We start from the raw sequence: 12754 nt of genomic DNA on the forward strand, positions 1-12754 counted from the left end.
AGGAATTGAGCCGCTTTCCAGAGGGCATTGTTGTAAAAGCAGATCCTGCACCATTGGTGATATATCGCTAAATGGCGCAGGATCTGACGCTACTCAACGTGAAAAAACTGAAAGATCCCAGCTATCGTGCCAGGTGATCTGTGGTGCACCATCAACAAAGGTAAGAGGAAGCCAGACATAACGCGAATCGCGAAGATCGTGACGATTCCAACGATCTGCCATAAAAATATAGGCATTCGGCCTGCCCGTCACAGGCAGTACAAAGGTGCTCTGAGCATGATATGTTATCTCAGCATCTTTCCCTGTACAGGGATCTCCCATTGTCTTCCATTCCCCCAGCATAGTATCAGCAACCGCCCATTCAGCGATATTGGGGTCCCAGCCTGTACAGCCGGATGAGATCAGATAATAGCGGCCCTGATGCTTAAAAACGGCTGGCGCTTCGCGTCCCTGGTGCGCATCAGGTTTTCCGAGAGCTTTAATAAATTGATCGGTCGTCTGCAAATAATCGGGGGTTAAACGCGCAATCGTTAGATTACGATTCATCTCAGAAGAAGAGATCACATAGGCCGAACCATCATCGTCCTGAAACAGGGTCATATCGCGGCTATCGGCTCCCGCTGGCCGAATGCTACCAACATAGCGATAGGGACCATTGGGACGCTCACTGACAGCAATACCAGTGCGCGCATACAGGTAATCAGGTGAATCAACATGCAGCCACATAACATAGGTCTTCGTATGTGCATTATAGATGACTTTAGGCCGTTCAGCTACATTTCGGGGATAGAGATCGTGCTTTGGATCATCCAGTACAGCTGGCAAGACCACACCCTCATTCTGCCAGTGATAAAGATCTTGCGAAGAGTAGCAAGAGACACCAACCACATCAACACGTCCATAGATTGTATCTTTATCTTTATTCTCACCAAACCAGTAATAGGTCCCCTCCGCATAAAGCACACCACCACCATGAGCTTGAATGGGCTGGCCCGCAGTATCGCGCCAGATCTCTCCAGGAAAAAACATTATAACCTTCTTTCTCAGAATAACCATCTGGTCTTCCAGAGCTCGATCCTAAATAAAAATGATGCATCATCCACTTCAATAGCCCAAAATCAGAGAATGGTTGACCTCCAATATTAGCAATCAGCCAGAGGAGGACGTCCATCCAGCCAGTTCCATTCACTATCTCGTGAAAAATGATTAATCGCTTCCATATAATTAATGCCCCAGTCGCGATAATTCATAATACAATTGGCTAAAGCTTTAGCATTGGCTGCATCAGGCTCGCGCAGAGCTCGATTGGCTAGCTCTATAAAATCATCTGGCTTCTGTTCGACCTGACTGATTGCATCCAATAACGATTTATGACAGGGAAAAAACCGTCGATTATAGGCCAGCAGAAGGCGGCCAGCATACAGGACCAGATCACTAATACTGTGAATCAACAGATAGGCATTATCATATTTAACTGATTGATCAATAAAATAGCCATGAATGACCATAATCTGACTATAGAAAGAGGCCATCTTTCGGTCTCTCTCTTGCTCTGGATAGGTCGTAATCTGTTTCAATAGTTCGTCAAGACCCGGAATATGTGAATAAGCAGGATAGGCACCTATCAGTGCATAGCGAGTGGGTTCGCTTCCATGAGCAGCCGCTGCTTGCAAAAACGCCAGATTCACAATCTTTCCATCAATATAGCCACCTGGATAATCACAGATCTCAGTATTAAAATAGATGAGATCATTGGCCGCGGAACGGCGCTCATACTCTTCATCACTGGCAACCAGCAAAACATCAACATCTGAAGTTGGATTGGCGTTCCCATGAGCGATTGAGCCAGAGATAATCAAAGCGGGGAAACGCGGATCATTCTGGAATAGCTCTATCAGGCGTTGAATAGTTCGTTCATGATGTGCTTCCATACATGACTCTCCATTTCATTTTTCTTGTATAATATCACCCTTGAGTTCTCTTGTGGAGAGAAACAGAGTTGAAAACAATAGAAGGATCACGATAAAATAAATTACCTTTTATTCTCCTTAAAAGATCAATTAATTTTATTTTCCTTAATTATCGATTTATAATTCATTAAAGATGTGTTAAATAACAATAAAGCTGGTTAATACATTAAATAGCATTAATTTTATTTGACTCTTTCACAGTACTTTTTTCGTGTAGTAGACCCTTTTTTGACAGTATTCTTCATTACGATTATACTATCTGCATTCTTAATGAGAAAATTACGAAGTAAAAAGGTTGCCTATCGCATTTCAAATTGAGATAAGCCTATCTGTGAATTCATTTAGAGCCATCGGTTTATCCACAAAGCTGAAGACGTCATAAGTTTTCTTGCCCGATTTTATAAATCAGTGGACTTAATATAATGGCTTTAGTATTCTCTTCAAGGCTCTATAGAAGGGAGATTCTTACTGCCATGACAAACAATTCTGAGACTTTAATAGATAAAACGCAGCCACAACTAATCAGTTCTGAATCAAAGAATAATCTACATCACTGGCAAACAAAACTTTTATCATCCTGGGAAAGAGTTGCATTCTGGCTTATTCTGGCCATTGCTGCGATTTTAAGACTATATAAGTTCCCAAATCTACCCGCCGGGCTTTGGGTGGATGAAGCGACCAACGGATATGATGCCTATTCACTGTTACAGAACGGTACTGATCGTTGGGGAAATCGTTTCCCTATCTATTTTCCAAACTGGGGCTCTGGACAGAATGTCTTAGAGGCATACCTGAGCATCCCTTTTATTAAACTTTTTGGCCTCAATCTTTTGTCTATTCGTATTGTTCCCGTTACCTTAGGAATTTTGGCTATTCCTCTCCTTTATTTTACGGTAAAAAAAGTCTATGGAGTTCATACCGGTCTTCTCGCCGCTTTTTTAATGGCCACTCTTCCATGGCACTTGATGGTCTCTCGCTGGAGTATGGAGTCAAATCTTCTTCCTTTTTTCTTTTTATTAAATATTGCTACCTTACTTTATTGCTACGATACGCCAGAGAGACAACGATGGATTCCGCTCTCTTTAATCCCCCTGGCCTTGTCATTTTATGCTTATGGAACTGCATTGGTTCCAGCTACTTTGTTTCTCCTTAGCTTCTGGCTATTTAACTATAAAACAATCTGGCACAAAAAATGGAGCTTTTTAGCCAGTCTTGTCATCTTTTTAATTATTGCAACACCTTTTTTTCTCTTTATATTAGAAAATTATGTACTCCATAAGCAGATCCGCCATCTCTCTTCGCTACCATTTAGCATCCCTTTATTTCCATCTAACCGATTAGATCAGGTCAACGAACAATATACGCGGCTAGGCATCTTAAAAAGCAATTTACGCTTTTTAATTAGTGGTTACCAGGATGGTTGGACTTTTAATAGTGTCCCATGGATCTCAGCTCTGGGATGGTTGGTGCCACCGTTCTCGACATTGGGACTGTATTTTAGCTTGAAACAGCGTCCACTATCAAAAAATCTCTTCGTTTTCTGGCTCATCGCTGTCTCTCCGCTATTTATCCTCTTTATCTTTACCGTCCATCGCTCTAATTCAATTTATGTTCCCCTGATCGTTCTTGGAGCTTATGGTATCGTCTGTCTGCTTAAATATGTACAGCCACTGAACAATCAAATCGTGGTTACCATTGTGCTTGTGGGTACCATTTTCCTGCCTAATATGTTGTTTTATCAATACTACTTTACAGATAACGGTCCACAATTGAGCACGTTTAATGCAGATAATGCTGCTGCATTTAATGCAGGCTTTGATAGCACTCTTCAACACGCTCTATCACAAGCGCATAAAGATGAACATATTTATATCAATACCAATCATGATTGGGCTACTTACGCTGATACCCTTTTTTATCTCCATCCTGATCCTAAGGATTTTTATACACACGCAGATACCCAAATAATTGATGGGAAATATTGGGTCTTAAGCTATAATCGGTTCTTTTTTGGCCCTTTTGCTCCAGTTGATAAAATAAACCAGGCACCTTCTTATGTAGCTGTTCTAAAAACAGGTTTTGACGTTTCTTGCCAACGCAAAGATGTTCTCTATGTAGATAACACCTGGCCTAATGACACCTGGACGGTTGTACGATGCTTCCCTGATCATTCCAACCCTTAGTTCTTATGTCAGTTAGCCCGACTCCAGTTTTCAATCAGACAGAGGCTGGAACAAGATCTGGCAGATTTTTTGCTCGTCTCATTCGACCAGGGCTTGAGAGTGCTGCTTCTCTTGACAGTAACGCGTATAACTTGCATAGTGGAGAACGAGATTTATACTGAATTTAGGAAAGATACAATACAGCTATGACTACCAGAATTGCTTACCTGGATTGCCACTCTGGCATTAGTGGGGATATGTTCCTGGGGGCTATGCTCGATGCAGGGCTCCCTTTTGAGCTATTGCAACAACGCTTGCTCAGCCTCCCAATCGAAGGGTATACATTAAAAGTGCGCCCATATAGTGATCAAGGAATTACGGGCTCACAACTGATGGTCGAGCTTGCACAACAGGAGCAGCCAGTACGAGGCTTGCAAGAGATTCTTCATCTTTTAGAGCAGTCTGATCTTTCACCAACGGTCTGTAAACAGGCCAGCGCTATCTTCCGCACACTTGGCAAGGCTGAGGCCGCCATTCATGGTGTCCCATTGGAAGAGATTCATTTTCATGAGGTGGGTGCTCTCGATTCGATTGTAGATATAGTGGGAGCTGCTATCGCGATTGATGCTCTGGAGATTACGAAGCTCTATGCTTCGCCATTGCCTTTAACGCGTGGACATCTGCGTATGGCTCATGGTCTGATGCCTATCCCTGCCCCTGCAACCCTGAAGATTCTAAGTCAAGTTAAAGCTCCCTGGACTCCAACTTCATTAGAAGGTGAGCTTGTTACTCCAACAGGAGCGGCTATTCTCGCAACTCTGGCAACCTTTGAGATGCCTGCAATCGCGATTGAACAGGTGGGCTATGGCTTTGGTCAGAAACGTCTGATCTGGCCCAATTGCCTGCGGGTCTATCTTGGTAGCTCCTTTGGGATGTCACATGATTACCATAACCATGCTCATACACATTCTCACCACGACCATTCTCACGATCACGATTGAGCTATCGGATAGAACGAGGACTGGAGATCGATGAAGCATCTGGTATACTATTACCGCAAGAAAGAGTTTCATCTCCCCAGTTCCTCTCTCATCTTACAGACTGAAAATGATAATTTGATGAGAATTTCAGTCGTTTTCTTCTTTCAGTACATGTATCTGGGGATTTTTCATCTTTCCCCCTCACGTTCATCTTTAGAGCTGAGAGCAAATGAGCCAGGAGATGGAGGGGTTTAGCTCTTCAATTTTGGTTCAGGCCAAAAATCTGTGATACTATGCTAGCAGGAATAATTGAGAGTATTCCCAATATATTTTCCCGAGAGATTGGGAATATAGAGGAATGCTTATTGGAGGAGCAAGATGGAAGGTATCACAAATTATTTAACGGATATGGATGGAGTGCTTCTACGGGGCGTTACCCTGATTCCAGGGGTGGTGGAGTTTATTCAGCGCTTACGTTCAGAGGGGATTCCGTTCTTAATTTTGACGAATAATTCGCAATATACACCTCGGGATCTTCAGGTTCGTCTCTCTTATTTAGGTCTGGATGTCCCCAGTGAGGCTATTTATACTTCGGCTCTGGCAACTGCACAGTTCTTACACTCACAACGTCCCAATGGACGCGCCTATGCAATCGGCGAATCAGGCCTGACGACGGCTCTGCACGATATTGGCTATGTGCTCACCGATCAGGACCCCGAATATGTGGTGATTGGCGAGACGACAACCTATAGCTTTGCCCACATTACTCAGGCTATCCGCCTGATTAGTGCAGGCGCTCGCTTTATTGCTACCAATCCTGATGTAATGGGCCCGGGGGTTGGTGGCATTGTTCCCGCTACCGGCGCGGTGGCTTCGCTTATCAGTGCTGCGACTGGAGTGCAGCCCTATTTCGTGGGCAAGCCCAATCCTCTGATGATGCGCATGGCACTCAGGACGCTCAATGCTCACTCGGAAAATACGGTGATGATTGGTGATCGCATGGATACGGATGTTGTGGCCGGGCTGGAGAGCGGTCTTCGCACGATCCTCGTTCTGACTGGCGTTACGACGCGCGAACAGGTCGATCGTTTCCCCTATCGCCCCACTATGATCTTTAACTCAATTGCTGATGTCGAGCTGTAAGGTTACGACGGCCATCATGAATGACATCTGGTACAACTAAATTAGAAATCGAGTTGCAAAAAGCTCCAAAAAAGAGGATACTCCTATTTGGTTTCAAAATTCAAAAAACAGGAGATCCTCTTTCATGAAGCATACACCAGGCACGCAAGACCCTGCATCCCCGCACGCCAATGTCTCCCTTCAAGAGCAGATGATCGCCGTGTTTCAACACCTGCTGAACGATACCAACGCCCTCTCAGCACGTCCTTCCAAACGTGGGCGCCCTCCTGTGCTGCCCCCACTGCAGTTGTGGCTCGCCCTGCTGATGGGGATGTTCCAGGCGAAGACCAGTTTTCGCGATATCTGGCGGTTGCTCATTCTGAGCCCTCTGGGGACCTTTCCAGCTGTTCAGATGACCTACGAAGGCATGCGAAAACGCCTGGTCTCTCTGGGATCGGCAACCCTTCAAGAGGTCTATGACCATGTGCGTCTGGTGCTCGCTCAACGAGACCGGCCTGCCGCTCGCTCCGCACTCCCCCTGGCCTCCTTTGCCACCGAGATTGTCGCCCTGGACGAAACCACCCTGCACACCCTCAAACGACTCACCAGCGACCTCAAAGAGCTCCCACCCAACGATCCCCATCTCATCGTGGGAAAATTGGCCGGTCTGTTCGATCTTCGACGCCAACAATGGCGCTGCCTTCAGTTGCGCACCGATGTGTTCGCCTCCTGTTCAACCGGGGCGGCGATGCTCTTAGAGGGCTTACCACGGGCCAGTTTGATTCTGGCCGATCTGGGCTATTTTGGCTTTGCCTGGCTGGATTCTCTCACTGATGCAGGCTATTCGTATCTTTCTCGCTTGCGAGAAAATGGAACCTATGAGATCAAACATATTCTCTACCACGATGAGGAACAGCAGGTCCTGGATGCGATCGTGTGGTTAGGCGCCTATCGTGCAGATCGGGCTGCTCATGCGGTGCGGCTGGTTCAATTTGAACTGCACGGCAAACGCTACCAGTACATCACGAATGTGCTTGATCCTCTGGTCCTCCCGATCCTGGAAATCGCACAATTGTATGCACGTCGATGGGATATTGAACTGATGTTTAAGCTGCTCAAAAGGGATGTGGGGATCCGCATCTGGTGGGCAGCCAGACCAGAACTGGTCGAGATCCAGCTCTGGATTGCTCTGATTCTGGCTCAGATCGTCTGTGCCTTGCGCTTCGATCTTGCAGAACAAGCCAACGTCGATCTCTTTGATGTCTCGTTGCCTCTCCTGATCAAAGTGCTCGGGGGTCTCAAAACGTCGTCGTCTCCGCTGCTGCAAGAACTGGTGACGCATGGTCGTGCCTGGGGGGTCATTCGACCTCATCGGCGTCATACGATCCTGGTGCCTGCCCTCAAACCCCATGGGTATCGCCCTCTGCCCGAAGGGATGGTGCTGCGACGAGCACCGCGCTATGGCTGTCGACATCGGCATCCACGAAAACAGGCGTTTCTTCCACGGTACCAAGATCGGTTTCTCATAGATTCGCCCTGAGGCTTGCGCTGTCAACGAAACGAAGCCCCCATGACCATGGGCCTTTGTGGCCTTTCCGGAAGGAGCAAAAGCGAGAAAAGCAGCGAGAAAACCGTAAAACAAGCACTGCTTGCCTGATGATCGATGATTTCCTGTGGTCTGCTCTTTCTGGGCGAGCGAGAACGGCCTCTTGTTTTGGGAAACAAGAGGAGACTCCTGGCATCCCATCCTCGCTGCGATCCATTCTCTTTTTCATTTAGTTGTACCGGATGCATGAATGATGGGCCCTACCTTCTTGCGCGATAAATCGCTTATGTGAAGATTTTTGTTGCGTGAGGGGTGAGATAATGGGGGGGTAATGGCGGGGTGGCTCACGGCGGCCATCATGAATGACATCCGGTACAACTAAATGAAAAAGAGAATGGATCGCAGCGAGGATGGGATGCCAGGAGTCTCCTCTTGTTTCCCAAAACAAGAGGCCGTTCTCGCTCGCCCAGAAAGAGCAGACCACAGGAAATCATCGATCATCAGGCAAGCAGTGCTTGTTTTACGGTTTTCTCGCTGCTTTTCTCGCTTTTGCTCCTTCCGGAAAGGCCACAAAGGCCCATGGTCATGGGGGCTTCGTTTCGTTGACAGCGCAAGCCTCAGGGCGAATCTATGAGAAACCGATCTTGGTACCGTGGAAGAAACGCCTGTTTTCGTGGATGCCGATGTCGACAGCCATAGCGCGGTGCTCGTCGCAGCACCATCCCTTCGGGCAGAGGGCGATACCCATGGGGTTTGAGGGCAGGCACCAGGATCGTATGACGCCGATGAGGTCGAATGACCCCCCAGGCACGACCATGCGTCACCAGTTCTTGCAGCAGCGGAGACGACGACGTTTTGAGACCCCCGAGCACTTTGATCAGGAGAGGCAACGAGACATCAAAGAGATCGACGTTGGCTTGTTCTGCAAGATCGAAGCGCAAGGCACAGACGATCTGAGCCAGAATCAGAGCAATCCAGAGCTGGATCTCGACCAGTTCTGGTCTGGCTGCCCACCAGATGCGGATCCCCACATCCCTTTTGAGCAGCTTAAACATCAGTTCAATATCCCATCGACGTGCATACAATTGTGCGATTTCCAGGATCGGGAGGACCAGAGGATCAAGCACATTCGTGATGTACTGGTAGCGTTTGCCGTGCAGTTCAAATTGAACCAGCCGCACCGCATGAGCAGCCCGATCTGCACGATAGGCGCCTAACCACACGATCGCATCCAGGACCTGCTGTTCCTCATCGTGGTAGAGAATATGTTTGATCTCATAGGTTCCATTTTCTCGCAAGCGAGAAAGATACGAATAGCCTGCATCAGTGAGAGAATCCAGCCAGGCAAAGCCAAAATAGCCCAGATCGGCCAGAATCAAACTGGCCCGTGGTAAGCCCTCTAAGAGCATCGCCGCCCCGGTTGAACAGGAGGCGAACACATCGGTGCGCAACTGAAGGCAGCGCCATTGTTGGCGTCGAAGATCGAACAGACCGGCCAATTTTCCCACGATGAGATGGGGATCGTTGGGTGGGAGCTCTTTGAGGTCGCTGGTGAGTCGTTTGAGGGTGTGCAGGGTGGTTTCGTCCAGGGCGACAATCTCGGTGGCAAAGGAGGCCAGGGGGAGTGCGGAGCGAGCGGCAGGCCGGTCTCGTTGAGCGAGCACCAGACGCACATGGTCATAGACCTCTTGAAGGGTTGCCGATCCCAGAGAGACCAGGCGTTTTCGCATGCCTTCGTAGGTCATCTGAACAGCTGGAAAGGTCCCCAGAGGGCTCAGAATGAGCAACCGCCAGATATCGCGAAAACTGGTCTTCGCCTGGAACATCCCCATCAGCAGGGCGAGCCACAACTGCAGTGGGGGCAGCACAGGAGGGCGCCCACGTTTGGAAGGACGTGCTGAGAGGGCGTTGGTATCGTTCAGCAGGTGTTGAAACACGGCGATCATCTGCTCTTGAAGGGAGACATTGGCGTGCGGGGATGCAGGGTCTTGCGTGCCTGGTGTATGCTTCATGAAAGAGGATCTCCTGTTTTTTGAATTTTGAAACCAAATAGGAGTATCCTCTTTTTTGGAGCTTTTTGCAACTCGATTTCTAATTTAGTTGTACCAGATGCATGAATGATGGGCCCTACGTTTTTTAGGCGATAAATCTCTTTTAAAGTGCAATTTATTGCATGAGGGAGTAAGGCCCATTATTTATAATGGCCGAGGTGAGCCATCATTCCATCTCGCCCCAAAGGACGTTCCATATGCCTCATATTCTTCTCAACAGTGAGCTAGTTTGCTTCTTCCTCAGGCTTTTCTACTAATGGGGGAACTAATTTTGCAAACCAGCGCGATTGATAGGCTACAGTCAAGAATTCTTTAGTATCAAGATCTGGATGTTGAAAATCATCATCTAATGGAGCTCGATAATCAATCGAGTACATTACGTTTGCCAGCACCCCATCATAGTGTTGAATACATAGGTAGGCAAAATCATAAAGCAGTTGGTACCCTGCCTCTCGATCATCCGAGATAGCTACAAACTTAATAGATGAGCGTATAGGAGCCTTTATTACCTTTTCTGCCCTCTGAATTATATTAATATTCTGAGTTTTAAGGTCTTCCAGGTCTATCTGGATCTGGCTCGCCCTATAGGAAATCTCACCCAGGCATCCTTTTTGATAATACATCTTAGCGCCACAGCGCTCTAACAGACCGGCGAGATCTTGCTGCGTAATTTCATCAGAGGAGAGAAACCAGAACGGTTTTTCATGGTCCAAAAGCATTTCATGGCTGCCTGCTTCATCTGTCTGTTTAGAAGATACTTCTTCTTGCTTGCAATAGCGGTGAACAAGTTGCCAATTAACATCTTTAGCGAGATCCAAAGGGCTGCTTGAGGCATGATGCTGACTATAATCAATAACGTCCTTCATAGCTTCATAAGCCACTTCACGAACTATCCTTTTTTCAGAAGCATTAGCGACGACACAAGCAAGGATCTCAAGTGTTCTTTGATCGGCTGTATTTCGTTTTAACACCCCTAAACAGGAAGCTCCGATCATACGACAACTGGTATCGGGATCGTGCTCTAAAAAAGTATGTGTTACTTCCCAAAGCTCAGGGAGACGAAAATTAAGAGTCAGCACTTCCAATGCACTATAACGTACCTGAAAATGATCATGGCTAAGCAAGCGCTTCATCTCGGGAACAGATTCCCAATAGTGTGCATCCCCAAACAGTTCAATTGCTCTTGTAAGGTCTGATACATCTCCTTCTCCACTTTGAATGGTTGTCAGGATGCGTTTTAGTCTCTCTCCATCAATTTTATCTAAATTAACATAGAAATCATTATAAAAATCTTGATTCACCTTTTTAACTTTTCTAACTTAATTTGGTAAGCTGCCTGACCGCTTCTAATACCTCACTCCCAAAAAGTACTTCCCTTCGTGGCTCATCCCACGTAGAAGGGCCATCATATCTTTCCCTATTACGGAGTTTATCTACAAAATCTTTACTTCTTTGCAAGAAACTTTGCAGCTGCTTATAGAAAGCCCTGGTTAGTGGAGTATACCTATCCCGATTACACCCCAGGTTTTTCTACTAATGGGGGAACTCTATCTGTAAAACGCCTTTCTTGATAGATTGCTGTAATGACTTCCTGATCATCTATTTCGTCCATCCCATCATCCAGAACACAGTGATAATGCTGGATACACAGATACGCAAAATCATAGGCCATCTGATACGTAATTTGCGGATCATGACAAGATGTTAATAGCCCAACAGTAGAAAGCACTGGAGCTTGAAGCATCTTTTCTGCCTCTATTATCGATTTCTTATCGACTTTTTCAACATTTCCCAGGCTAACCCAGACATGACTCTTGTCGTATGAAATTACGCCCAACCTCCACACGTCAAACAGTAATACCCCACCACAATTTTTCAGCATCCTTATAATGTCTTCTTTCTGAATCCTGTCACTTGATAGTAACGTAAAAGGGTGTTCCATATGCCTCATATTCTTCTCAACAGTGAGCTAGTTTGCTTCTTCCTCAGGCTTTTCTACTAATGGGGGAACATCTTTTGACATATATCGTTCTTTGTAGATTTGGGTTATCCACTCTCTTTCTGACATATATCCATTAATATCTGAGAGGACTCCTCGATAATGTTGCAGGCACAGATACGCAAAGTCATAAATAAGCTGATTTCCAATATCACCGCTACTCTTTGACTTGAGTAATGAGAAAGATGAACGAATAGAAGCACCTAAAAGTGCCTGAGCATTTTGGACAATATCTTGCGCCTCCCATTCCTCCTCGTCCAGGCTCACCCAGACAGAGACTTTTTCATAGGAGAAGACCGCCAACGATCCACTATCATGAAGCATTACTGCACCACAATTCTGGAGCAATCGAGCCAGGTCCTCTTCCTTTATCTCATCACAGGAAAAAAATGTATATGGGTTCTCCAGACGGGCTCCTTTTCTTATACGAGAGGGTTCTTCTCAAGAAAGAGCTAATTTGTTTCTTCCTCAGGTTTTTCTACTAATGGGGGAACATCTTTTGACATATATCGATCTCGATATACCATTGTTACCCATTCTTTATCGTGGAGATTGGAGAATGGAGGTTCATCTTCAAGCAATTGTTCGATTGAGTCGTCAATAATACCTCTGTAATGCTGCATGCAGAGGTATACAAAATCGTAGGCAATCTGAAACCCGACATTCCAATCATCCTTAGAGATCAAAAGCAAGACACTGGAACGAATAGGAGCACCTACCATTCGTTCTGCTTGCAGGAGGATCTCTTTATCGTTATCTTCAAGTGCCTCCAGACTCACCCAGACGCGACTTTGCTCGTACATAAAGACGCCTGATCTTCCATTCAGATAGAGCATCTGTGCACCTGCTCGCTTTAATAATCCTTCTAAATCAGTGAGAGAAATCTCATCGGATGACAAAAATATATGAGGGTGTTCCATGTTA

11 protein-coding genes are annotated in these 12754 nt (G+C 46.3%); 4 read left to right on the top strand and 7 right to left on the bottom strand.

Annotated elements, in window-relative coordinates; genetic code table 11:
• Nucleotides 1–93: 93 nt before the first annotated feature.
• Together EL628_RS01955 and EL628_RS01960 are read right to left on the bottom strand one after the other, a co-directional pair.
• The gene (locus EL628_RS01955; RefSeq protein ID WP_218028856.1) at nucleotides 94–1029 is read right to left on the bottom strand and encodes a glycoside hydrolase family 43 protein; all 936 of its coding nucleotides are present in this window, start codon (nucleotides 1027–1029) and stop codon (nucleotides 94–96) included.
• A 113-nt stretch (nucleotides 1030–1142) separates the two neighbouring features.
• Nucleotides 1143–1931 carry a nucleotidyltransferase domain-containing protein gene (locus EL628_RS01960; RefSeq protein ID WP_126578120.1) on the bottom strand — a complete coding sequence of 263 codons (789 nt, stop codon included), beginning with the start codon at nucleotides 1929–1931 and terminating at the stop codon, nucleotides 1143–1145.
• 512 nt (nucleotides 1932–2443) lie between these two features.
• Between EL628_RS01960 and EL628_RS01965 the strand changes: the two genes are divergently transcribed.
• From EL628_RS01965 to EL628_RS01980, 4 genes are all read left to right on the top strand, one after another.
• Complete coding sequence (locus EL628_RS01965; protein WP_161975208.1) at nucleotides 2444–4153, top strand: ArnT family glycosyltransferase; 1710 nt, start codon at nucleotides 2444–2446, stop codon at nucleotides 4151–4153.
• Nucleotides 4154–4338: 185 nt separating this feature from the next.
• Complete coding sequence (gene larC / locus EL628_RS01970; protein WP_126578122.1) at nucleotides 4339–5133, top strand: nickel pincer cofactor biosynthesis protein LarC; 795 nt, start codon at nucleotides 4339–4341, stop codon at nucleotides 5131–5133.
• Nucleotides 5134–5490: 357 nt separating this feature from the next.
• Nucleotides 5491–6255, top strand: a complete 765-nt coding sequence (locus EL628_RS01975; RefSeq protein ID WP_126578123.1) for an HAD-IIA family hydrolase — start codon at nucleotides 5491–5493, stop codon at nucleotides 6253–6255.
• A 124-nt stretch (nucleotides 6256–6379) separates the two neighbouring features.
• The gene (locus tag EL628_RS01980) at nucleotides 6380–7774 is read left to right on the top strand and encodes an IS4 family transposase (RefSeq protein ID WP_126578124.1); all 1395 of its coding nucleotides are present in this window, start codon (nucleotides 6380–6382) and stop codon (nucleotides 7772–7774) included.
• A gap of 623 nt (nucleotides 7775–8397) precedes the next feature.
• On the opposite strand, the gene EL628_RS01985 is transcribed toward EL628_RS01980, so the two are convergent.
• The 5 genes from EL628_RS01985 to EL628_RS02005 form a co-directional block, all read right to left on the bottom strand.
• Nucleotides 8398–9792: an IS4 family transposase gene (locus EL628_RS01985; protein ID WP_126578124.1), complete on the bottom strand. Its 1395-nt coding sequence runs from the start codon at nucleotides 9790–9792 to the stop codon at nucleotides 8398–8400.
• 263 nt (nucleotides 9793–10055) lie between these two features.
• Entirely contained in the window at nucleotides 10056–11132 is a 1077-nt protein-coding gene (locus tag EL628_RS01990) for a HEAT repeat domain-containing protein (protein ID WP_126578125.1), read from the bottom strand.
• Between the two features lie 212 nt (nucleotides 11133–11344).
• A complete protein-coding gene (locus EL628_RS01995; RefSeq protein WP_126578126.1) occupies nucleotides 11345–11773 on the bottom strand; it encodes a hypothetical protein in 429 nt (142 codons plus the stop codon).
• A 27-nt stretch (nucleotides 11774–11800) separates the two neighbouring features.
• Nucleotides 11801–12097, bottom strand: a complete 297-nt coding sequence (locus tag EL628_RS02000; RefSeq protein WP_161975209.1) for a hypothetical protein — start codon at nucleotides 12095–12097, stop codon at nucleotides 11801–11803.
• 185 nt (nucleotides 12098–12282) lie between these two features.
• Nucleotides 12283–12750, bottom strand: a complete 468-nt coding sequence (locus EL628_RS02005) for a hypothetical protein (protein WP_126578128.1) — start codon at nucleotides 12748–12750, stop codon at nucleotides 12283–12285.
• Nucleotides 12751–12754: the final 4 nt, after the last annotated feature.

This window comes from Tengunoibacter tsumagoiensis (genome assembly GCF_003967535.1).
GTDB classification, from domain to species: Bacteria; Chloroflexota; Ktedonobacteria; order Ktedonobacterales; family Ktedonobacteraceae; genus Tengunoibacter; species Tengunoibacter tsumagoiensis.